Below are 20,301 nucleotides of genomic sequence, written 5' to 3' on the forward strand. Positions count from 1 at the left end.
CGCCCGTGCCCTCGCCCGGCGACTCACATCGGTGATGGAACAGCATGGCCCGCAGGTTTTCCGCTCCCTATCAGTCGGAGCCCGTGTCCAGCCTCGCGAGCTGGGCGCGCAATCTGGCGGTCTTCGCGGTGGTGGCCGTGGTGGTATCGATCATCATCGTCCGTTTCGACTTCCTGGAGATGAAGCCGGCGCTGGCCACCTTCTTCGGCGGCCTCGCGATTGCCGCGCTTTCCATCCTGTTCGGCCTCGCCGGCTTTGCCGCGATCTGGCAGAACGGCTCGCGCGGCATGGCGCGCATCCTGCTCGCTTTCCTGATCGACGGGGCGATCCTCGCCTATCCCGCCTATCAAGCTCTGCTGTACCGCAAGCTGCCGCCGATCCACGACATCACCACCGACCCGATCGATCCGCCGCGCTTCGACGCGCTATCGCGCCTGCGCACCGGCGACGGCACCAACACCGCTGTCTATGCCGGTCTCTATTCGGCCGAGCAGCAGCGCCGGTTCTATCCCGACATCGAGCCGATCGAGCTCGAGATCCCCGTTGACCGCGCCTATGCGATCGCACGCCAGCTCGTCATCAAGCGCAAATGGACCGTCATCGACGAACGCGAGCCGCAGCCGCCGCGCCGCATGGGCCGGATCGAGGCGGTGGCACGCACGCCGATCATGGGCTTTCGCGAGGACATCTCGATCAGGGTCGTCCCTGATGGCGACGATTCACGCGTCGATATCCGCTCCGCCTCGCGTTATTTCGAGAGGGATCTCGGCAGCAATGCCGCGCGCGTGACGAAATTCATCGACGACCTCAACACCGCAGCCGACGCCGATGCGCTGAAGCCGGCGAAGAAGACGCCGGTCGTGCCACCGAAGGCGCCCGCGAAGACGGTGAAGAAATAGCGAATGACGAGTGGCGAATCTTGCCTACTCGCCATTCGCTAGTGGCTATTCGCCCTTAGGCCAACCGATACGTGCCGCCGATCACGGGATCACCGTCCGTCACGACAACGCCGCGCGCGACGAGGTCCTCCAGATGCGCCAGCACGGAATAGCCGGCGGCCGTCGTCAGCCGCGGATCAATGCCGATATAGATCGCGCGCACCACAGTCGGGATATCCGTCTCGCCCTTGGCGAGGCGGTGCAGGATCGAAGCCTCGCGCGCCTTGCGGTGGCGGATCAGGAAACGCACGAAGCGCTGCCCCTCGGGATCTCCGGACCGTGGCCGGAGAAATACAGATCCTCCTCGCGCGCCGCGAGCCGGTCGAGCGATTCCATGTAGTCGATCATCGAGCCGTCGGGCGGCGCCACGATCGAGGTCGACCAGCCCATGACGTGATCGCCGACAAAGTTGAACTTTCGCTCGGGCCAGGCCAAGGCGAGATGGTTGGCAGTATGGCCGGGCGTCGCCACGGCCTGGAGCCGCCAGCCAGCGCCTTCGACGACGTCACCATGGGCGATCCTGACATCGGGGACGAAGTCGCGATCGGAGCCGGATTCGGGATTGTGCTTCTCGCTCTCGAAGCGCGGGCGCGAGGCGCGGTGCGGGCCCTCGGCATAAACCGGCGCGCCGGTCGCCTGCTTGATGCGCGGTGTATTGGGCGAGTGGTCGCGGTGCGTATGGGTGACGAAGATATGGCTCACCGTCTCGCCGCGCACGGCGTCGAGCAGCGCGGCCGCATGCGCCTCATCGTCGGGACCGGGATCGATGATCGCAACGTTGCCGGTGCCTACGATGTAGCTGACGGTACCGGTAAAGGTGAACGGGCTGGGATTATTGCAGAGCACCCGCCGCACGCCGGGGCGGACTTGCTCGACGACGCCTGCCTTGAGCGGAAAGTTGCGGTTGAACGGGACGTCGTCGTTGTCGGACATGGGACTTCCTGTACGTACCGCCACACTCTGCCGTCATACCCCGCGAAGGCGGGGTATCCGGTACGCCGTGGCGTCCGAGGTGAAGGCGAGGTCTCTGGGATACTGGATCGTCCGCATTCGCGGACGATGCCAGCGGGAGCAAAAGGCCAACACCGAACGCCGCGGCGTCTAGAAAAACGCCTGAATGCCGGTGATCGCGCGGCCCAGGATCAGGGCGTGGACGTCGTGGGTGCCCTCGTAGGTGTTGACCGTCTCGAGGTTATGGACGTGGCGCATCACGTGGTATTCGGCCGAGATACCGTTGCCGCCGTGCATGTCGCGGGCGACGCGGGCGATGTCGAGGGCCTTGCCGCAATTGTTGCGCTTCATGATCGAGATCATCTCGGGCGCGAACTTGCCCTCGTCCATCAGGCGGCCGACGCGCAACGATCCTTGGAGGCCGAGCGCGATTTCGGTTTCCATGTCGGCGAGTTTCTTCTGCACCAGCTGGGTCGCGGCGAGCGGCTTGCCGAACTGCTTGCGGTCGAGCGTGTACTGGCGGGCGCGATGCATACAGTCCTCCGCGGCGCCGAGCGCGCCCCAGGAGATGCCGTAGCGGGCGCGGTTGAGGCAGCCGAACGGACCCTTCAGGCCGGAGACGTTGGGCAGCAGCGCGCTTTCCGGCACCACCACCCCATCCATCACGACCTCGCCGGTGATGGAAGCACGCAAGCTGAGCTTGCTTCCGATTTTCGGCGCAGAGAGACCCTTCATGCCCTTTTCCAGCACGAAGCCACGGATCTGGTTGTCGTGCTCGGCCGACTTGGCCCAGATCACGAACACGTCGGCGATCGGCGCGTTCGAGATCCACATCTTGCTGCCGGTCAGGCGATAGCCGTCGGAGACCTTCTCGGCGCGGGTCTTCATGCCGGCCGGGTCGGAGCCGGCATCGGGCTCGGTCAGGCCGAAGCAGCCGACCCACTCGCCGCTGGCGAGCTTCGGCAGGTACTTCTTGCGCTGGTTCTCGTCGCCATAGGCGTAGATCGGGTACATCACCAGGGAGGACTGCACCGAATTCATCGAACGATAGCCGGAATCGACCCGCTCGATCTCGCGCGCGACGAGGCCATAAGCCACGTAGCTCGCGTTGGCGCAGCCATATTCCTCGGGCAGCGTGATGCCGATCAGGCCGAGCTCGCCCATCTCGTTGAAGATCTCGCGATCGGTCGTCTCTTCGAGATAGGCCTTGGTGACGCGCGGCAGCAGCTTGTCCTGGGCGTAGGCGCGCGCGGTGTCGCGCACCATGCGCTCGTCTTCGGTCAGCTGCTCATCGAGCAGGAACGGATCGTCCCACTGGAAGGAAGCCGCAGCCGGCTTGTCCTTGGTCTGAGGGCGCACGCTCATGAAACGTCCTTTCGGTCTGGTTCCGTCGTAAAATTGCCGGACAAACTAGTGCGCCGCGGCAACAAGTGCAATTGCGTTGCAGAAGTATGGGTCTGCGTGAATCCCGGGGGTGCGTGTCGCGCCTGCCGGAATGACAGCGCTAGCTTTCAAGCTGCTCGTTGGCGACGATCTCGATGCCGAAGCCCGAGAGGCCCTTGTAGTCATGCACCGACGAGGTGAGATGACGGATCGAGGTGACGCCGAGATCGCGCAAGATCTGGGCTCCGACGCCGACTTCGCGCCACTGGCGGTTGCGGTCTGCCTCCGTCGCCGTCTCATCCGGCAACGCTGCCACGGGAACGCCGGCCGCGCCATCGCGCAGATAGACCAGCACGCCGCGACCGGATTTCTTGAACTGCTCGAGCACCGCCGCCATGCGCTTATGGCCGGTGAAGATGTCCTTGACTATGTTCGGCTTGTGGAAGCGCGTCAGCACGTTCTTGCCGTCACCGACGCCATTGTAGACGAAAGCGACGTGGGCGATGGAATCGAACGGCGAGCGGTAGGCATAGCCCTGGAGCGGCCCGATCGGGCTTTCGGTGGTGAAGGTCGAGACCCGTTCGATCAGCTTTTCGCGCGCCTGGCGATAGGCGATCATGTCGGCAATGGTGACGTGCTTGAGCTTATGCTTGGCGGCGAACCGGGCGACCTGTTCGCCCTTCATGACGCTGCCGTCGTCGTTCATCAATTCGCTGATGACGCCGACCGGCGGCAAGCCCGAGAGCTTGCAGAGATCGACCGCGGCCTCGGTATGGCCGGAGCGCAGCAGCACGCCGCCGTCCTTGGCGATCAGGGGGAAGATGTGGCCCGGACGGGCGAAGTCGTTGGCGCCGGCATTGGGATTGGACAGCGCACGGCAGCAGGAGGCGCGCTCCTCGGCCGAGATGCCGGTGCCGCCGTCGGGCTTGTAGTCGATCGAGACCGTGAAGGCAGTGGTGTGGGCGGAATCGTTGTGGGCGACCATCGGATCGAGCCGCAGCCGCCGCGCGTCCTCGGCGGTAATCGGCGCGCAGACGATGCCTGAGGTGTGGCGGATGATGAAGGCCATCTTTTCCGCCGTGCAGAACGAGGCGGCGACGATCAAATCGCCCTCGCCCTCGCGATCGTCGTCGTCGGTGACGACGACGAGCTCGCCCCGGGCAAAGGCCTGCAAAACTTCCTGAACGGTGTCGGGCATTTCCCAATCTCTATCGGTTATGGGCCGGAGGCTTAGCGGACGCCTTAGCCGGACGCCTTAGCCGGACTTGGGCCCAAGCGCTAGTGTCCTGGATGCAACCGGATATACCCGGAGGCCGCTCCCAGGCAGGCTTTCAGGCTTGCACCGAAGCTACCAGCGATATAGGCGCGCCCGAGCCGGACGGAAGACGGCCGCACCGCCTCAGGGCAGCACTTCGCGCCGCTCGCCAAGCCGAGCATCGAGCTCGGCGCGCTTCTCGGCCAACAGGCCGGCTTGGGCGGCTTCGATCACCGTAAACAATTCATGGGCGTCGCTGAGCCGGGTCACGGTGACATAGCTGGCGCCGGCTGCGTAGAGCTCACCGACATCGGACAGGAGATCGGCGGTGGCGACGATCAAGGCGTTGGGGTTGAGGGTACGGACGTGGCGGACCAGCTTCTCGTTGCTGGCGCCCTTCAGCAGCGCGTCCGGCACGCTGAGGATGATCATCTCGGACTTGCCGATCCCGGCATGGAGTAGCGTGTCGGCGCTGCTGATGTCGCCATAGATCACATGCAGGCCGCGCGATAGCAGGGTCTGGTACACATTGGGGTTGAAGTCGATTACCGTGATCTGCTCCAGCAGCACCGGCGCCTGCCGTTCGATCTCGGCCAGCAGCGCGCTCGCCGCACGGAAAAAGCCGAGGATGACGATGCGGCGCGCTTCGCCGTGGCCGCCTTCGTGCTCCTCCTCGGCGTGGCCGTTGCCATGGTCGAGGTCGCGCAAGCCGATCCGCTTGAGCGGGCCGATCGCCCAGCGGGTGATCTCGTCGCTGCGGGTCATGACGAAGGTCGAGAGCACGGCCAGCACCACGAAGGCGAAGGAGGCCGCATTCGCCGTTTCGGCTGCGATGTGGTTGTCGCTGACGCCGGTCTGGATCACCACCAGCGAGAACTCGGAGATCTGCGCCAGATTGATCGCGGGCAGCAGGCTCGCGCGCAGGCCCTGCTTCATCAAATAGAGCGGCGCGAAGGTGGTGACGAGGCGGCTCACCACCGTGAACGCGGCGATCATGAGCGCGAGCCCGATCACGGAGAGGCCGGGCACGGGAATGGTCATGCCCAGCGCCACGAAGAACAGCGTGATGAAGAAGTCGCGCAGCGTCGTGACCTTGGCCGTGACGTCGAGCGCGTAAGGAAAGGTCGAGAGCGAGACGCCGGCGATCAGCGCGCCCATCTCGCGCGAGAGCGAGAGCTGCTCGGCGGTCTCGGCGACGAGAAAACACCACGCCAGCGCGCCGAGCAGGATCAGCTCGGGGCGGCGGGCGATCTGGTGGAACAGGCGCGGCAGCACATAACGGCTGACCAGCAGTGCGGCGGCGACCAGCACCGCCACGCGGCCGATGGACAGCAGGATGACGCTGACTTCCAGATTGGCGAGGCTCGGCTGCACCGCCAGGAACAGGATGGCGAAGATGTCCTGGAGCACGAGGACGCCGAGGGTGATGCGGCCGGGCAAGGTGTCGAGCTCGCGCTTCTCGTAGAGCACCTTGACGATGATGACGGTTGAGGAGAGCGCACAGGCGATGCAGAGATAGAGCGCGTCGAAATGGCCGCCGCCGAGCGACAGGCCGATGCCGACGAAGAACAGTACCCCGAGCGCGCAGCCGCCGAGCAGTTGGCCGCCGGCTGCGAACAGGATCACCTTGCCCGCCCGCACGATCTTCTTCAGGTCGATCTCCAGACCGATCATGAACAGCATGAAGATCAGGCCGAGCTCGGAGATGACGCTGATCGAGTCCTGCGACTTGACCCAGCCGGCGCCGAATGGACCTATGCAGAAGCCGGCGATAAGATAGGCCAGGATCAGCGGTTGCCGGGAAAAATGGGCGAGCAGGCCTAGCATCCAGGCAAACAGGATACAGAGAGTGATGTCGCGAATGAGCTCGTGCATGCCAGATCGGTCCGTTTCGTCGCACCCTAGAGACCGAGTGCAGCGCGGCAAGCGAGCAATTCGTCACATGCAGGCGGGCCTCGCCGCTGCAATGCTGCTATGCCCCCTCCCCTTCGCCGGCCCGGCGGTCGCGCAGCCCAAAGTGAACGTCGAACACACCTTCGCCGATTCGCTCACGGCGCTGCCGAAGGAGGAACTCACGGTCTCCGGCGGCTTCTACGTGCCGGCCTATTCCAGCGTGGCGATGAGCCAGGGCAAACTGCGGGTCGATTTTTCGGTGACGCTGAGCGTCCACAACGCCTCCGAGACGCAACCACTCGTGGTCCGGCGCATCGCTTATTTCGACACCGCAGGCAAACAGGTCGAGAGCTATCTGAAGGCACCGGTCGCCGTGAAGCCGCTCGCCACCGTCTCGATCTTCATTCCGACCGACGATGTGCGCGGCGGGACCGGGGCGAATTTCATCATCGACTGGGCCGCCACGGGCGAGATCACCGAACCAGTTGTCGAGGCCTTGATGGTTGGCGGCGTCGCCAATGCGCATTACGCTTTCATCAGCCAGGGCCGCCCGACCAGGCCGGCCGGCAAGAAGTAAAGCCCGCATCGAGGGCGTCTACGGCCGCGGCTTCAAGCGAGCTGCAGATCGAAAACCCGAAAACAACCCCATGCACAGTAGCCGGATCTGCAAAATCAGTAACTCGTTGGTCCGCGCGACGCAGATGCTGATTTTACGAATTTTGTTTGACGCGTCGGGCAAAACACTGGCATGATGACATCATCGAAATCGCGGCGCCCGGTCGCCACCAGGCAGGCCGCTCAATAAGAATTCAATAAAAATAACGAGGAACGCCCCCATGACGTCCAGCTTCGATTTCGCGCCCCTGTTTCCCGCAGGGCTGCCGGCCCCCTCCGCGCGCTGGACGGGCCTCGCCAAATACAGCTTTGTCGGCGGCAACAACGATTCCGAGCAGTTGCCGCTCGACGAGCTGATCGAGGCGGCCAATCAGGCCCTGCAACGCGAGGGCCGGTCGCTCGCCACTTACGGACTGGCGCACGGCCCGCAGGGTTACTTGCCCTTGCGCGAATTCCTGGTGACAAAACTGAAGCGCGATGCCGGTATCAGCTGTACGGTCGACGATCTCATGATCGTCTCCGGCTCGCTCCAGGCACTCGACCTCGTCAACAACACGCTGCTGGCGCGCGGCGACACCGTGATCGTCGAGCAGGAGACGTATCAGGGATCGCTGCAGCGGCTGACGCGTCTCGGCGTCAACACGATCGGCATTCCGCTCGACGACGACGGCATGCGCATGGACGCGCTGGCCTCGGCACTGGCCGACCTGAAGGATCGCGGCGTCAGGCCAAAATACATCTACACCATTCCGACCGTGCAGAATCCGACCGGCAGCATCATGCCGGAGACGCGCCGCGTCGAGTTGCTGCGGTTGTCGGCCGAATATGGCGTGCCTGTCTTCGAGGACGATTGCTATGCTGACCTGGTCTGGTCGGGGCAACGGCCGCCCGCGATCCACGCCCTGAGCAAAAATGGCGGCGTGATCCATATCGGCTCGTTCTCGAAATCGATCGCGCCGGCCTTGCGCGTCGGCTTCATTGTGGCGTCCTGGGATGTGATGTCACGGATGCTGGCGCTGAAGACCGATGCCGGCTCCGGCGCGCTGGAGCAGATGGTGCTCGCCACCTATTGCCGGCCGCATTTTTCGACCCATGTGCCGGCGCTGACGAAAGCGCTGCGCACCAAGCTCGACACGCTGATGGAAGCGCTGAACGAACAGTTCGGGACAGCCGCCGAATTCGAAGAGCCCAAGGGCGGCATCTTCCTCTGGGTGAAGCTGCCCGACCAGGTCGATACGCTCAAACTCTATCAGGCTGCGCTTGCCGCCGGAGTCTCGATCAATCCGGGGCCGGAATGGTCGACCAACAAGAGCCACTCAGGCTCACGCCTGCGGCTGTGCTTCGCGAGCCCTTCGCATCAGCAGATCCGCGACGGCGTCGCCGTGCTTGCCGAAGTCTGCCGCGAGGAGTTCGGCGTACCGGCCCGCAGCGCCAATGTGGAGAAGCGAGCCTGAAAGATTCGCTCAGGCCACCGGGCAAGACCGGCGCGACGACGCCTCCACAACCGCGCTGCGCGCCAACGATCGTTCTGATCTGAATATCCATTCAGAAATCTCTTCACGTTGCTCCGGAACGTTTCGCACGTATGCGCCGTTCTCAATTGCATTACATTGGAGGAGGACATCATGAAGAAGATTGGTTATGTCGTTGCCGCTCTGGGTGCGCTCGTAGTTGCGGCGCCGACGCTGGCAAGTGCGGAGACCGTGATCGTCAAGCACGGTCATCACGGCCCTTACGGCTCCCGCGCCGAATTCCGCGAGCATCGCGACTATGGCTGGCATCGTGGCTGGCACCATCACGACCGTGTCGTCGTGGTCAAGCGCGGTCACCGCCACTGGGACTAATGCGCAACGCAATATGGAAATGGCCCCTCGCGGGGCCATTTCTTTGCGTTCCTTTTTCCTTCTCCCCTTGTGGGAGAAGGTGGCGCGAAGCGCCGGATGAGGGGTATCTCTCGGCGAATTGAAACTGATGTGCACGCGGATAGAGACCCCTCACCCGTCTCGCCGCTCCGCGGCGAGCCACCCTCTCACACAGGGGGCCCACAAGGGGAGAGGGTAACGTTGCACGTGTGTCGACATTTAATCCCACGCCGGTGCAAAGCCTGGATTCACGCAGCGTCTGTCCTTCGGGAGCGCTGCGATCTTCTTGCGGTCGGCATCATCCAACTTGATCTTCAGCGCGTCGAGATTGGCCTGCTGGCTCTCGCGGCGTGACGCCTTCGGGATCGCGGCGACGCCGTCCTGATCGAGCAGCCATTTCAGCGCCACTTGCGCCGCGCTCGCGTTGTGTTTCGCACCGATTTCGGCGAGCACCGGATCGGATGCAACGCGTCCCTGCGCGAGCGGGCAATAAGCGACAAGCGGGATCGACCTGGCGTTGAGATAGGCCAGCACCTTGGATTGGTCCAGCATCGCGTGATATTCAATCTGGTTGCAGGCGATCGGCGCCCTGACGTCCTCGACCGCGAGTTTGAGCAGCGCCGTGTTGAAGTTGGCAACACCAATCGCCCGCGTGCGCCCCTCCTCCTTGAGCTTCATCAGGGTCTCGAACACAGCGCCCCAGTTCGCCGATTTCGACGGCCAGTGCACGAGATAGAGATCGACGTGGTCGAGGCCCAGTTTCTTCAGGCTGGCATCGAAGGCGCGGCGGATCGCGTCCGGTGCCAGGTTCTCATGCCAGACCTTTGTCGTGACGTGCAGCTCGCCACGCGGCACTGAGGTCGCTGCCAGCGCGGCGCCGATGGCCTCCTCGTTGGCATACATTTCGGCAGTGTCGATGTGGCGATAGCCGATCGACAGCGCGCTCTCGACCGCGGCCCGGCAGGCATCGCCCTGCATGCGGAAGGTGCCGAGGCCGAGCTTGGGCATGCTGATGCCCTGTGTTTTCAGATTGTCCATTGAACAGGCTCCTGAGTATTTCAGCCCGCCGGATCCGCGCGGCGATGCCACGCGAGCAGGCTCTTCGGTGAAAGAGGTGGCGGGAGCGCATACTATAGCGCAGCAGGCGCGCGGCGGCCAATCAGTAGTGAGCGGCCAGACCAGACTATCGCTTCCAGTTGCAGATGCCGCCGGAACGACATGGCCACGTCTGGATACGCGTGTCCATCGCCTGCGCGTTCAGCGGATTACCGTGCCGATGCGCGAGCTTCGTGCGGGCTGCGCCGCGCGGCTGCGCGCTCTTCGCGCGCGCCACCTTCGGCTCGGAGATGTGCACGCGTTCGGCCGCAACCTTCTTAGGCACGTCGACCGGCTCGGCACGGGCCTGCGCCTCGCCCTTCGCCTCGAGCGCGACCGGAGCGAATCGCGTCTCGGGCCCGAGCCGCTTCGGCGACAGCACGGCCTTGGAGAGATCGAGACCGAGATATTCGTCAGGCTTGTAGTCTTCAGCGCGTGCAATGCCGCCCCATACGAGCACGAGGGCAACCACAGCAGCAAAAGGAACGCTTTTCAGGACCACGGACGCCTCCTGAAATTGATAATCAAAGGGGTAATCTACCTCCATTTAGGAGGCGTCGCGTGCAATTCCAGCGGTCAATTGCCGCCGTGGTTAAGAACTTGGCGGTGTCACGCGACCTTTCGCGTCGCACCCGTACCATCCAGGAACCCCATAACCGGCTGCGGGTGATTTGTTCCGCCTCCGTCACGATGCGACGACGAGTTCCTTGTAGGTGGGAATGCCGTGGATGAGGCCTGCAGCCATGCCGCAACCCCAGGCGCCGGCATCCATCCGTGTGCCCGGAACGCGGCGAGGTGCTGCGTACCATACGGGGCCGGGCGGCAAGGAGTTGACGTTGCCTAGTGCCCTCGCGCCGGCGCGCTGAGATCGATCGGACGCAGCACGGCCGCGGTCGGGATCATCAGCACCGCGATGATCGCGAGCGTCCAGAACACGTCGATATAAGCGAGGAAGTCGACCTGCTGCTGCAAGGTACGGCCGACCCAGGCGACCGCCTGTGACGCCGCATCGCTCGCATTCGAGCCTTGCGCCTGGAAAAAGCGTGTCATCGCGTCGATCGTCTGCTGGTATCCAAGATCGGATGGTGCGGCGTGCTCGATCAGTCGGCTTTGATGGAATTGCTGGCGCTGCGCCAGGATCGTCTGCGCCAGTGCGACCCCCATGGAGCCGCCGATATTGCGGGCGACATTAATCAGCGCCGACGCCTGATTGGTCTTGTCCGGCGGCACGCCGTCATAGGACGCGGTTGTCACCGGAAGGAACAGGAAAGGAAGGCCCATCGCGAGGAAGATGCGCGACAGCGCCGCGTAGCCATAGGTGATGTCGCCATTGATTCCGGTAAGGTGCCACATCGATAACGCGACAATGGCTGCGCCCATCATGATGAGATATTTCGGCTGCACTGCGCTGACGAGGCGGCCGACCACTGGCATCAGTATCAAGGTCGCGATGCCTCCGGGCGACAGCGCGAGACCGGCCAGCATCGCGGTGTAGTTCAAGTCGGTCTGCAGCAGTTGCGGCAGTATCTGCGTCGTCGAAATCAGCACGGCACCGGTGCCGAGCATGACCAGGAAGCAGGCCGCGAATTGACGCCGACCGAGCAAGCGGAGATCGATGATGGGCTCTTCGCGCGTCAACTCCCACGGGATCAGTGCCAGCAGCGAGGCGGCCGATAGCACTGCGAAAGTCGTGATCAAGTTCGAGCCGAACCAGTCGTTGCGCTGGCCTTCATCGAGCACGTACTCAAGCGAGCCGAGCCCGATCGCGACCAGCGCGAAGCCGATATAGTCGACCCGCAGGCCGTTTCTCAGCAGCTTTTCCTCTCCTCCTCCGCCCCCGACGGCTCCTTGACCAGCGTGCCGACCAGGAACAGCGAGAGCAGTCCCATCGGCACGTTGATCAGGAAGACCCAATGCCAGGAATAAGTGTCGGTGATCCAGCCGCCGAGCGTCGGGCCGATCACCGGCGCGACGACCACCGCGACGCCATAGATGGCGAAAGCCTGGCCGCGCTTTTCCGGTGGAAAGGAATCAGCAAGAATCGCTTGCTCACTGGTTGCCATGCCGCCGCCGCCGAGACCTTGCAGAATACGGAAGAGCACCAGCGAGTGCAGATTCCAGGCAGACCCGCACAGCAGCGAGGCGACCGTGAAGGTCGCCACGCAGATCATGTAGAAGCGCTTGCGGCCGATCACGGTCGACAGCCAGCCAGAGATCGACAGCACGATGGCGTTGGCGACCAGATAGCTGGTGATGACATAGGTGCTCTCGTCGATGCCGACCGCGAGCCCGCCTGCGATGTGGCGCAGGGCAACATTGGCGATGGTGGTGTCGAGCACCTCCATGAAGGTCGCGATCGAGACCACGAAGGCGATCAGGTAAGGATTATGGCCGCCGGCCGCCGAGCGTTCCGGCGACCAGCCGCCGGCAGATGCGCCGTCTTGCGTGACGTCCGTCATCGCACCCTGATCCAGGGCACGACCGACATGCCGGGACCAACAGGCAGATCGGCCGGCCAATTGTCGACCACGATTTTCACCGGCACGCGCTGCACCACCTTGACGTAGTTGCCTGTCGCATTCTCCGCCGGCAGCAGGCTGAAGGCGGTGCCGGAGCCCGGCTGCACGGAGGCGACATGGCCGGTCAGCTTCCGCCCGGGATAGGCATCGATGCGGATCTCCACCGGCTGGCCCGGTCGCATGTCGGCGAGCTGGGTCTCCTTGTAGTTGGCGACGATCCAGACATCATCGGGCACGAACATCATCAGGCTCTGCCCCGCGGTCACGAACGTACCCTTGGCGCCGGAGAGCTTGACGACGCGGCCGGACTGCGCGGCGACGACACTGGTGTATTGCAGGTTCAACTTGGCTTGATCGAGCTGAGCCTGGGACTGCTGGAGCTGGGCTTTGGCGCCTTCGAGCTGGGCCTGGAGCGTCTTGATGCCGAGTTGCGCGGCTGTCACCGCAGTCTTGGCGCGCTCGGTGTTGGCTTGCTGGGCCTGAAGATCGGAGCGGGTCTGCTGCTGGCGCTGCACGGTGCCGGCGCCCTTCTCGACCAGATCCTGGGCGCGCGCAAATTCCTCCTGCGAGAATTGAAGCTGGGCCTGCGCCTGATCGAGCTGGGCCTGGGCTTGCTTGATCTGCTCCTGCTGGGAATCGATCTGCGCCTCGACATTGGCGATGTTGGCCTTGGAGACTTCGACCTGCGCCGCAGCCTGATCGACCGCGATACGATAGTCCCGCTCGTCGATCTTGGCGAGCAGATCGCCGGCGTTGACATGCTGGTTGTCCGTAACCGGGATATCAGTCACGTAGCCGCCGACCTTCGAGGCCACCGAAAAGCTGCGCGCGGCGACAAAGGCGTCGTCGGTCGATTCGTAGTGCCTGACCTCCAACCAATAAAGCAGACCGCCGATGAGCGCTGCGATCAGCACGACGGCGCCAACGGTCGCGAGCAGCCAGTGCTCGCGGAGCCGCTCGCGCACCGACGGCGTCGTGTCCGGCTTTCCGGACTGATCCCTGGTCTGATGCTTGGGATCCGGCGAATTCTTTGGAGCTTCCAGCTTCTGCGGTTGCTCCGCGGACGGCCCACGCGCCCGGGTTTGAGCATCCACTGCGACACCTCGATCCGAAACGATGGTTGCAGCGAACGGCTTTGCCATGCGCGCACACCGGGGCCTAACCGCAGCCTTAAGGCATGGTTCCGGGTTGCGGGAGCACCGCTGTCATTCGTGAACGCATTGCACAAAAAGAAGCGCGGCACCATCTGTACCGCGCTTATAAAATTGCCTGCGCATGTGTTCAGTGGGTCTTGGTCTCCTGCCATTTCTCCAGGTCCGGCTTTTTCTTGCCGGGCCACTGCTCCTTCTCCGGATTACCCTTCCAAGGCTTGTCTGTCTGGGCGTGCGATCCCCAGTCATTCTGCTGCCGGGGATCGTCGCTGGGCTTTTCCTTGCTCATCGGATCTCCCTCCGGTGACGTGGCTACGCGAACGGAACGCCATAATAGGCATTGATGTCGCGCACGGCAGCATCATCGCCCCAGTTCCAATCGCTGCGCTCGCCATATTTCGGCGCGCCTTCGAGCGACTTCGCGGTAATTCCGGTGACATAGCCGCCGAGTTCGGTGTCGTATTTCAGCGACTGCCAGGGCAAGGGATAGTGATCGTTGCCGAGGCCCAGAAATCCACCAAAGCCGAGCACAGCGTACGACACCTTGCCGCTGACCTTGTCTATCATGACGCGTTCGATTGAACCGATCCGGTTGCGATCCGCTCCGTAAACCGACGTTCCCTCGACCTTGTCGCTGCCGATCAGCCGGCCCATCTCGCTGCGATCCAGTTCGCCTTGATTCAACATTTGGATTCTCCACTCAGCCAATACGTGGACCAACCTGCGTGAAGGGGTGATCGTTCCAGAGGGTGCCCGGGTCCACACAGGAACTTCGCCGGGAACGCGCTGTTCAAGGGAGCGCCCGGCAAGCGCTGGAAAGATCCTGCCCGGAACGAATAAGGTGAACCATGAGCGACTTCCGTGACATTCAACATGGCGTCAATGACCCCGTCGACGGCCTCGACGTGAAGCGCCAGATCAACACCAACCAGACGCCGCATGAGCGGGCCCAGCGCCATGCCGACGTGCGCGCCGAGCCGTCAGCCTCGCCATCCGAGCCGTTCCTGCCGGAACGGCTGCGGCGCAAGCCGACCGACCCGATCAATCCCCGCACCGGCCGCAATCCGACGGATTAGGAACATCGGCGCAGGGGCCGTGTTGGTCGTCGCAAAGATCCGCGCGGCAAAGGCCACGCGGCCAATCAGAGGGACTGGACCATGAAACGTACCGTCATCGCCATTGCCTGCGTACTGCTCGCAGGCCCTGCTCTCGCGCAGTCGGTGGGTGAGAAGACCGGCGTCAACTCTGCGTTGGGCGTCGCACCGACCACGGCCGATTTCGTCAAGGAAGTCGCCATCAGCGACATGTTCGAGATCGAGTCGAGCAAGCTCGCCGAGCAGAAGGGCAATGCGCAGGAGAAGAGCTTCGCGCAGCAGATGGTCACCGACCACACCAAAACCAGCAGCGAGCTGAAGGCTCTGGTCGGCGACGGCAAGGTGCAGGCGACCGTGCCGACTACACTCGACAGCTCGCACCAGAGCAAGCTGGACAAGCTCAAGAGTGCCTCCGGCAAGGACTTCAGCTCGGATTTCGACTCCGACCAGGTCAGCGCGCATAAGGATGCGGTCTCGTTGTTCGAGCGCTACGCCAAGAGCGGTGACAATTCTTCACTGAAGGACTGGGCCGGCAAGACGTTGCCGACGTTGCGCCATCACCTCGATATGGCACAGGAGCTCGGCAAGGCGCCGAGCGTCGGGCAGTCGAAGTAAGACTTTCCCGAGTAAGACTTCGGAGGACGTCGGCTCGGCCGGCATCCTCCGATAGCAACGATGCTGCGCTCCGCTGGTTGTGACTGCAAACTCGCGGAGGCCCTCATGGCACATCAAGACAAGGCTTCGATAACCCGCCGGCACGTCGTCCACGCGGCGAGTGCGACGCTCGCTGCGGCTTCGCTGGCATCCTCGACAGCGAAAGGAAGCACAGACATGGCCGAGCACGACCTGATCGATCCCGTCACCCGCTATCCGAAACCGCCGTTCAAGAAGCAGTCGCAGCCATGGCCCGGCCTCGCCGGCAAGATGGAGCCGCGCCCCGACCATGGCGAGGCCAGCTACAAGGGGTCCGGGCGACTCGCCGGCCGCAAGGCGTTGATCACCGGCGGCGACTCCGGCATGGGCCGCGCGGCTGCGATTGCGTATGCGCGCGAGGGCGCCGACGTCGCCATCAACTATCTTCCGGCGGAGGAGCCCGACGCACAGGAGGTGATCGCGCTGATCAAGCAGGAAGGACGCACCGCCCTAGCGATCCCCGGCGACCTCAAGGACGAAGCCTTCTGCAAGAAGCTGGTCGAACAGGCCGTGCAGGGCCTCGGCGGGCTCGACATCATCGTCAACAACGCGGCACGACAGCAGACGCGGGCCTCCATCCTCGACGTCTCGTCAGACGATTTTGACGCCACGATGAAGACCAACATCTACGCGCCGTTCTGGATCATCAAGGCGGCGCTGCCGCATCTCAAGCCCGGATCCTGCATCGTCGGCACCACATCCGAGCAGGCTTACGATCCCTCGCCCGATCTCTACGATTATGCGCAGACCAAGGCAGCGACCATGAATTACGTGAAGTCTCTGGCAAAGCAGCTCGCCTCCAAGGGCATTCGCGTTAACGGCGTTGCGCCGGGGCCGATCTGGACACCGCTCCAGGTTTCGGGCGGCGCCACCATGGAGAAGCTCGAAAAGTTTGGCGGCATGACGCCACTCGGCCGCCCCGGTCAGCCCGCCGAACTCGCCTCGATCTACGTGCAGCTCGCAGCCGCCGATGCGAGTTATGCGACCGGCCAGGTCTATGGCTCCGCCGGCGGATCCGGACAGCCGTAGCGCCTCGGCTCGGGAACCATCGTCCGCGTGCGGCTTTACAAAACTGTCATGGAGAACTTTTCGCCAACCTCTGGGATCAATGGCGCTCGCAACAGTCAAACCCTCACGGATCGATACCGCGATCGCAAATGAGATCGCAGGTCACACCAACCCGGAGATCGAGGAGACTGCCGAAGCGCTGACCTGGGGCGCGGATGAACGTGTGCTGGTCGCCCTCGCTGCTGCGGGTTGGCTCTGGACCAGGCATCGCCCTGCCGAAGAGCGCAGTGCGGCCAACCACTTTCTCGCGGTGTCGTTGGTGACGGCGATACTGCCCCACATCCTCAAATCCGCGTTCGATCAGGTCAGGCCGGACCGGCTCACGCTACGAGGCCATGGCCGCGGCATCCCATTCTCGGGCCAGGCGCGCGATGCCTTTCCGTCCGGACATGCCGTGCATATGGGCGCGCTGGCATCCGCGGCCGGCCTGCTGCCGCCCGCCTGGCGACGTCTCGTGCGCTCCATCGCCGTGGGGCTTTCGATTACACGCGTCGCTCTGCTTGCGCATTGGGCCAGCGATGTGGTCGCAGGCTTCACCCTGGGCGTCGTGATCGAGCGGATGATGAGGCCTTGGACGCTCACGAATCGCAGCAGGACGCCCCCGCATCGGCGGACACGATCATGACCGAGTACGTGCTCCGCTTCATCGCCGGCGGCGTGATCGTCTCCGCCTTCGCGATCATCGGCGATATGTTGCGGCCCAAAAGCTTTGGCGGCCTCCTCGGTGCTGCGCCATCGGTGGCACTGGCGACGCTGGGCATCGCAGTCGTCCAACATGGCCCGCAATATGCTGCAGCGGAAAGCTGGACCATGATTTATGGCGCGGCAGCCCTCGCCTGCTACAGCCTCGCCGTCTGCCATCTCCTGATGAGGTTTCGACTCGCGGCGCTACCTGCCACCATCATCGCTTCCGTCGTATGGCTTGCGGTTGCCTTTGCCCTGCTCGCGGGTGTCGGAGGGGCTGCCTGATGCTGGTCAAACTATCAGCGTCGGCTCTGAAGCAAACGCGCTGGTACGAGTACGGCATTCGCTTCCTGCTCGGCGGGCTGGCGACGGTTTTCGCGGGCGTCGTGAGCGCACGCTGTGGCATCGCCGTCGGCGGCCTCTTCCTCGCGCTTCCTGCCATCTTCTGCGCCAGCGCGACGCTGATCGAAAGCCATGAGCGCCGGGCCAAAGAGAAGGCGGGCCTCTCGGGGCGGAGACGCGGGCAGCAGGCCGCAGCTCTCGATGCTGCGGGTGCCGGCCTTGGGAGCATCGGTCTCGCGGCGTTCGCCGCGACCTTCTACCTCTTGGCTACGGTCAACGTGATCTGGGCGTTCGCGGCCGCCATCCCGGTCTGGGCTACCGTCTCAGTGTCGGCGTGGTGGTTGAGGCGGAAGCTTCGCATCACCGCTCACACCACGCGAGCTGACCCCGAGGCGATCAGCGAGAAGCCGTAGCCTCTTCCGTAGCATCAGGAAGCCGTACATCTCGGCCGCCGGTTCAGACCGTCTTCGCATCGTCGGTCCTTGGGGTTGCAGGCCCGGGCTGTTGGCCCAGCGCTCGACTTGCTCAATGACCTTCTGATGGCTCGGCCGCACCGGCTTTGGTGCTTCAGGCTCCTCGGAAAGCTTGCGGGGCAACCTGACCTTGTCCGTCATGGCGCACCTCCTTCGCCTTTAGAATGCGCCTGCAGGGAAAACGTTTCAATGATCTAAGTTATTGATTTGCCTGATTATCTGTCCCGATGGACACACCCCGATGAGGCCCGAAGGGGGCGCCGAGGTTGATTTCGAGCCTCTTACAAGCAAAACGACCCCGGCACGGGGGATGCCAGGGCCGTCCTTGGAGATAACTTCCGGCTCACCGGGGGCATGATAACCGGAAGCAATCAGTCGACTCATCGCGCGGGGATTCGTTCCTCGCCAAATTAGCCGCTCGGCGCAGCGCCAGAATCGTCCGGCGTCATGCCGGAGCCCGGCGTCTTGCTGTTGTCGTTGAGCTTGGGATCGCGCGTCGCCTCGCGCGACGGCGAGTCCTTCTGGTCCGTCTTTTGCGCAGTTTGCGCCCGCTGCTTGTCGCGCGGCTGGTCCTCCGCGCGCTTGTCCTTGACAATGCCCTGGTCGGAATGTGCCATGATGTCCTCTCTTCCGATGCTTGGAAACGCCTACGCACCGGTGCGTCGAATGTTCCGAACGTGCGAAGGCGTGCGACGCTAGCTGTGCGCCGCATGCACCGCTACGGATGCGTTCGCCTGATGCACCTGCCGGACCGTCGTCACTGTCGCGAAAGCGACCGAAACGCCAAAGGCGAGAATGAGGAGAAAAGTGCCAGACGCGGAGCCATCGCAAAACCTCCTTCTGGAATTGGAAATCAACGCGATCGATTATTCCGAGATGATGGCGAACTGGTGCCGGCCATTCCGTCAGCGGTCTCACGGGGACTCACGAAAAACGCGAGCGGTCAGGCACTCTGGCTTTGCAGGATGCTGACCTTAACGGGCGGGACTTCGCCATCGAGCCAGTCCTGTTCTTCCGCCAAGGCGGTCCAGGCATCCGCCATGCGCGAATAGCGATTATAGGCGGGTTGCCCTTCCGAGCGCTCGGCCAATTGCAGGCAGTTCTCGGCGTTGTCCCTGAAGATGTCAGACTGTTTCATGGGTAAGACGTGGGCATGGAACCCCCGCCCTGCAACCGCCCTTACTTGATCGTAACCTCCGCCGGAACTTCGCACGTTCCAAGTCATTGGATCTTCATGCGGATATTTGTCGCGATCGTCCTGGCCTTCATCGGCGGCGCAGCTCTTGCGGACAGCACCGGCGAGCAGGTGCGCGGCGCTCGCGCGCCTGACGCGACGGACGTCATCAGCGGCCTTTACGCCTTCAGCCGCTTCCAGCAGGGCCTGCTGGAGAGCACCGATCTGAACGGCAATGCGGAGGTCAAGAACCTTGCCGCCTTGCGCGCCGAAGAGGCAGCCAAGCGCGACAAGGCGCTGAAGGAGATTCAGGACGCAATCGGCGCCGCGCCGCGCGTGAGCAAGACGAATTCAGCCGGCATCAGCCTCGCTAAGCCCGATGATACGGATGGGCCGGCCTATGTCCGAAGCTTCTATGCGGCGCAGATTGCCGAATACGAATCCGCGATCACCTTGCTCGAGCGCTATCTGAGGACGCCTGACAACGCCGCGCTCGCCGCCTTCGCCCATGAGCACCTGCCGGTGCTGCGCACGCAGTTGAAGGACGCCGAGCGCACCATGGCCGACAAGTAGCAGCCCTACTTGTCCTGCGGATGATGCTGCTGGTCCATCGGCCTGACGGTACGGTCGCTGTCGGGCATCTTGTCCCGGCCGGCATCTCCATTAGCATCTTTCCCGCCCGAGGTCGAAGTGCCGCTGCCGCTGGGGTTTGACTTGGCGGCGGTCCCCGTGGTCTGCGAGCCCGCATGCGGGGTGGCGGAGCTTGCGGCGGGATCGCCGGTCGCGGCTCCGCGCCCGCTCGGCGCCCCAGCCTGCGCCAGCGCCGAGCCGGTGGCGAATAATGCGGCGATGAACACGGTTAATCCGGCCTTCATATGCGCTCTCCCTGTGTTTACGGGCTAACTTCGGGGTGTGCCGCGTGTTCCCTAAGCTATGGCCGGGAGTTCCTGAATTTGGAACGCCACTTTGGAGCAGAATTTTGGGTAGCCGGATGGAACTCTCGTCAGCCTTCGCCGTTAGCTCGGTCGGGCTGAGCACGGCATGTTCCAATCCTCGCGTCGCAACCTTGGCGCTTGATTTCGAATTAGGCTGACGCTCTATTTTGAAAGTC

At 63.6% G+C, this 20,301-nt stretch carries 22 protein-coding genes and 2 pseudogenes; 11 read left to right on the top strand and 13 right to left on the bottom strand.

The genetic code is table 11. The annotated features are described in order from the left end of the window. Positions 1-44 precede the first annotated feature (44 nt). A complete protein-coding gene (locus ACTGJ9_RS33800; protein ID WP_456674569.1) occupies positions 45-899 on the top strand; it encodes a DUF1499 domain-containing protein in 855 nt (284 codons plus the stop codon). 55 nt (positions 900-954) lie between these two features. On the opposite strand, the pseudogene ACTGJ9_RS33805 reads toward ACTGJ9_RS33800, so the two are convergent. The 4 genes and pseudogenes from ACTGJ9_RS33805 to ACTGJ9_RS33820 all read right to left on the bottom strand — a co-directional run bounded on the left by ACTGJ9_RS33805 (position 955) and on the right by ACTGJ9_RS33820 (position 6,402). Next, a pseudogene (locus ACTGJ9_RS33805) lies at positions 955-1,871 on the bottom strand (MBL fold metallo-hydrolase). A 168-nt stretch (positions 1,872-2,039) separates the two neighbouring features. After that, entirely contained in the window at positions 2,040-3,254 is a 1,215-nt protein-coding gene (locus ACTGJ9_RS33810) for an acyl-CoA dehydrogenase (RefSeq protein ID WP_456674570.1), read from the bottom strand. A gap of 139 nt (positions 3,255-3,393) precedes the next feature. Continuing rightward, positions 3,394-4,470: a 3,4-dihydroxy-2-butanone-4-phosphate synthase gene (gene ribB / locus ACTGJ9_RS33815; protein WP_456674571.1), complete on the bottom strand. Its 1,077-nt coding sequence runs from the start codon at positions 4,468-4,470 to the stop codon at positions 3,394-3,396. 201 nt (positions 4,471-4,671) lie between these two features. After that, the gene (locus ACTGJ9_RS33820; RefSeq protein WP_456674572.1) at positions 4,672-6,402 is read right to left on the bottom strand and encodes a cation:proton antiporter; all 1,731 of its coding nucleotides are present in this window, start codon (positions 6,400-6,402) and stop codon (positions 4,672-4,674) included. A 67-nt stretch (positions 6,403-6,469) separates the two neighbouring features. Between ACTGJ9_RS33820 and ACTGJ9_RS33825 the strand changes: the two genes are divergently transcribed. The 3 genes from ACTGJ9_RS33825 (at position 6,470) to ACTGJ9_RS33835 (ending at position 8,879) form a co-directional block, all read left to right on the top strand. Next, positions 6,470-6,997, top strand: a complete 528-nt coding sequence (locus tag ACTGJ9_RS33825; protein ID WP_456674573.1) for a DUF3124 domain-containing protein — start codon at positions 6,470-6,472, stop codon at positions 6,995-6,997. A gap of 259 nt (positions 6,998-7,256) precedes the next feature. Continuing rightward, positions 7,257-8,489 (top strand): aminotransferase-like domain-containing protein, encoded by a 1,233-nt coding sequence (locus tag ACTGJ9_RS33830; protein WP_456674574.1) that lies wholly within the window; start codon positions 7,257-7,259, stop codon positions 8,487-8,489. Between the two features lie 171 nt (positions 8,490-8,660). Next, positions 8,661-8,879: a hypothetical protein gene (locus ACTGJ9_RS33835; RefSeq protein ID WP_456674575.1), complete on the top strand. Its 219-nt coding sequence runs from the start codon at positions 8,661-8,663 to the stop codon at positions 8,877-8,879. 237 nt (positions 8,880-9,116) lie between these two features. Here the strand turns inward: ACTGJ9_RS33835 and ACTGJ9_RS33840 are convergent, their stop codons facing one another. The 6 genes and pseudogenes from ACTGJ9_RS33840 to ACTGJ9_RS33865 form a co-directional block, all read right to left on the bottom strand. Further along, positions 9,117-9,935 carry an aldo/keto reductase gene (locus ACTGJ9_RS33840; protein ID WP_456674576.1) on the bottom strand — a complete coding sequence of 273 codons (819 nt, stop codon included), beginning with the start codon at positions 9,933-9,935 and terminating at the stop codon, positions 9,117-9,119. Between the two features lie 145 nt (positions 9,936-10,080). Beyond that, a complete protein-coding gene (locus ACTGJ9_RS33845; RefSeq protein WP_456674577.1) occupies positions 10,081-10,494 on the bottom strand; it encodes a hypothetical protein in 414 nt (137 codons plus the stop codon). Positions 10,495-10,832: 338 nt separating this feature from the next. Continuing rightward, positions 10,833-12,451: pseudogene (locus tag ACTGJ9_RS33850) on the bottom strand (DHA2 family efflux MFS transporter permease subunit). Then, entirely contained in the window at positions 12,448-13,605 is a 1,158-nt protein-coding gene (locus ACTGJ9_RS33855; protein ID WP_456678715.1) for an HlyD family secretion protein, read from the bottom strand. The pseudogene ACTGJ9_RS33850 and the gene ACTGJ9_RS33855 overlap by 4 nt, the downstream one beginning before the upstream one ends. Positions 13,606-13,792: 187 nt before the next feature. After that, complete coding sequence (locus ACTGJ9_RS33860; RefSeq protein ID WP_456674578.1) at positions 13,793-13,951, bottom strand: hypothetical protein; 159 nt, start codon at positions 13,949-13,951, stop codon at positions 13,793-13,795. A 23-nt stretch (positions 13,952-13,974) separates the two neighbouring features. Further along, a complete protein-coding gene (locus ACTGJ9_RS33865) occupies positions 13,975-14,349 on the bottom strand; it encodes a PRC-barrel domain-containing protein (protein ID WP_456674579.1) in 375 nt (124 codons plus the stop codon). A gap of 161 nt (positions 14,350-14,510) precedes the next feature. Between ACTGJ9_RS33865 and ACTGJ9_RS33870 the strand changes: the two genes are divergently transcribed. From ACTGJ9_RS33870 to ACTGJ9_RS33895, 6 genes are all read left to right on the top strand, one after another. Next, positions 14,511-14,738, top strand: a complete 228-nt coding sequence (locus ACTGJ9_RS33870) for a hypothetical protein (RefSeq protein WP_456674580.1) — start codon at positions 14,511-14,513, stop codon at positions 14,736-14,738. Between the two features lie 81 nt (positions 14,739-14,819). Beyond that, positions 14,820-15,371, top strand: a complete 552-nt coding sequence (locus ACTGJ9_RS33875) for a DUF4142 domain-containing protein (protein ID WP_456674581.1) — start codon at positions 14,820-14,822, stop codon at positions 15,369-15,371. A 105-nt stretch (positions 15,372-15,476) separates the two neighbouring features. Beyond that, on the top strand, positions 15,477-16,478 hold the full coding sequence (locus ACTGJ9_RS33880; RefSeq protein ID WP_456674582.1) for an SDR family oxidoreductase: 1,002 nt from the start codon (positions 15,477-15,479) through the stop codon (positions 16,476-16,478). 79 nt (positions 16,479-16,557) lie between these two features. Beyond that, complete coding sequence (locus tag ACTGJ9_RS33885) at positions 16,558-17,142, top strand: phosphatase PAP2 family protein (RefSeq protein ID WP_456674583.1); 585 nt, start codon at positions 16,558-16,560, stop codon at positions 17,140-17,142. After that, positions 17,139-17,486: a DUF3147 family protein gene (locus tag ACTGJ9_RS33890; protein ID WP_456674584.1), complete on the top strand. Its 348-nt coding sequence runs from the start codon at positions 17,139-17,141 to the stop codon at positions 17,484-17,486. The genes ACTGJ9_RS33885 and ACTGJ9_RS33890 overlap by 4 nt, the downstream gene beginning before the upstream one ends. Further along, complete coding sequence (locus ACTGJ9_RS33895; RefSeq protein ID WP_456674585.1) at positions 17,486-17,956, top strand: hypothetical protein; 471 nt, start codon at positions 17,486-17,488, stop codon at positions 17,954-17,956. Before ACTGJ9_RS33890 ends, ACTGJ9_RS33895 begins: the two co-directional genes overlap by 1 nt. A 470-nt stretch (positions 17,957-18,426) precedes the next feature. Here the strand turns inward: ACTGJ9_RS33895 and ACTGJ9_RS33900 are convergent, their stop codons facing one another. Both ACTGJ9_RS33900 and ACTGJ9_RS33905 read right to left on the bottom strand, forming a co-directional pair. After that, on the bottom strand, positions 18,427-18,633 hold the full coding sequence (locus tag ACTGJ9_RS33900; RefSeq protein WP_456674586.1) for a hypothetical protein: 207 nt from the start codon (positions 18,631-18,633) through the stop codon (positions 18,427-18,429). A 326-nt stretch (positions 18,634-18,959) separates the two neighbouring features. Continuing rightward, positions 18,960-19,154 carry a hypothetical protein gene (locus ACTGJ9_RS33905; RefSeq protein ID WP_456674587.1) on the bottom strand — a complete coding sequence of 65 codons (195 nt, stop codon included), beginning with the start codon at positions 19,152-19,154 and terminating at the stop codon, positions 18,960-18,962. 96 nt (positions 19,155-19,250) lie between these two features. Here ACTGJ9_RS33905 and ACTGJ9_RS33910 point away from each other — a divergent pair, with 96 nt between their 5' ends. Next, a complete protein-coding gene (locus ACTGJ9_RS33910; protein ID WP_456674588.1) occupies positions 19,251-19,763 on the top strand; it encodes a DUF4142 domain-containing protein in 513 nt (170 codons plus the stop codon). Positions 19,764-19,768: 5 nt separating this feature from the next. Here the strand turns inward: ACTGJ9_RS33910 and ACTGJ9_RS33915 are convergent, their stop codons facing one another. Further along, positions 19,769-20,065 (bottom strand): hypothetical protein, encoded by a 297-nt coding sequence (locus ACTGJ9_RS33915; protein ID WP_456674589.1) that lies wholly within the window; start codon positions 20,063-20,065, stop codon positions 19,769-19,771. Positions 20,066-20,301: the final 236 nt, after the last annotated feature.

Origin of the sequence: Bradyrhizobium sp. RDM12, from assembly GCF_051917485.1 — a bacterium.
Lineage (GTDB): Bacteria > Pseudomonadota > Alphaproteobacteria > Rhizobiales > Xanthobacteraceae > Bradyrhizobium.

Excerpts from the sequence above, each read along its gene's own strand:
- ACTGJ9_RS33915 (WP_456674589.1), bottom strand. The coding sequence starts at position 20,065 with ATGAAGGCCGGATTAACCGTGTTCATCGCCGCATTATTCGCCACCGGC.
- ACTGJ9_RS33830 (WP_456674574.1), top strand. The coding sequence starts at position 7,257 with ATGACGTCCAGCTTCGATTTCGCGCCCCTGTTTCCCGCAGGGCTGCCG.
- ACTGJ9_RS33905 (WP_456674587.1), bottom strand. The coding sequence starts at position 19,154 with ATGAAACAGTCTGACATCTTCAGGGACAACGCCGAGAACTGCCTGCAA.
- ACTGJ9_RS33825 (WP_456674573.1), top strand. The coding sequence starts at position 6,470 with ATGCAGGCGGGCCTCGCCGCTGCAATGCTGCTATGCCCCCTCCCCTTC.
- ACTGJ9_RS33880 (WP_456674582.1), top strand. The coding sequence starts at position 15,477 with ATGGCACATCAAGACAAGGCTTCGATAACCCGCCGGCACGTCGTCCAC.
- ACTGJ9_RS33835 (WP_456674575.1), top strand. The coding sequence starts at position 8,661 with ATGAAGAAGATTGGTTATGTCGTTGCCGCTCTGGGTGCGCTCGTAGTT.
- ACTGJ9_RS33900 (WP_456674586.1), bottom strand. The coding sequence starts at position 18,633 with ATGGCACATTCCGACCAGGGCATTGTCAAGGACAAGCGCGCGGAGGAC.
- ACTGJ9_RS33865 (WP_456674579.1), bottom strand. The coding sequence starts at position 14,349 with ATGTTGAATCAAGGCGAACTGGATCGCAGCGAGATGGGCCGGCTGATC.
- ACTGJ9_RS33885 (WP_456674583.1), top strand. The coding sequence starts at position 16,558 with ATGGCGCTCGCAACAGTCAAACCCTCACGGATCGATACCGCGATCGCA.
- ACTGJ9_RS33840 (WP_456674576.1), bottom strand. The coding sequence starts at position 9,935 with ATGGACAATCTGAAAACACAGGGCATCAGCATGCCCAAGCTCGGCCTC.
- ACTGJ9_RS33860 (WP_456674578.1), bottom strand. The coding sequence starts at position 13,951 with ATGAGCAAGGAAAAGCCCAGCGACGATCCCCGGCAGCAGAATGACTGG.
- ACTGJ9_RS33875 (WP_456674581.1), top strand. The coding sequence starts at position 14,820 with ATGAAACGTACCGTCATCGCCATTGCCTGCGTACTGCTCGCAGGCCCT.
- ribB (WP_456674571.1), bottom strand. The coding sequence starts at position 4,470 with ATGCCCGACACCGTTCAGGAAGTTTTGCAGGCCTTTGCCCGGGGCGAG.
- ACTGJ9_RS33810 (WP_456674570.1), bottom strand. The coding sequence starts at position 3,254 with ATGAGCGTGCGCCCTCAGACCAAGGACAAGCCGGCTGCGGCTTCCTTC.
- ACTGJ9_RS33820 (WP_456674572.1), bottom strand. The coding sequence starts at position 6,402 with ATGCACGAGCTCATTCGCGACATCACTCTCTGTATCCTGTTTGCCTGG.
- ACTGJ9_RS33910 (WP_456674588.1), top strand. The coding sequence starts at position 19,251 with ATGCGGATATTTGTCGCGATCGTCCTGGCCTTCATCGGCGGCGCAGCT.
- ACTGJ9_RS33895 (WP_456674585.1), top strand. The coding sequence starts at position 17,486 with ATGCTGGTCAAACTATCAGCGTCGGCTCTGAAGCAAACGCGCTGGTAC.
- ACTGJ9_RS33890 (WP_456674584.1), top strand. The coding sequence starts at position 17,139 with ATGACCGAGTACGTGCTCCGCTTCATCGCCGGCGGCGTGATCGTCTCC.
- ACTGJ9_RS33800 (WP_456674569.1), top strand. The coding sequence starts at position 45 with ATGGCCCGCAGGTTTTCCGCTCCCTATCAGTCGGAGCCCGTGTCCAGC.
- ACTGJ9_RS33870 (WP_456674580.1), top strand. The coding sequence starts at position 14,511 with ATGAGCGACTTCCGTGACATTCAACATGGCGTCAATGACCCCGTCGAC.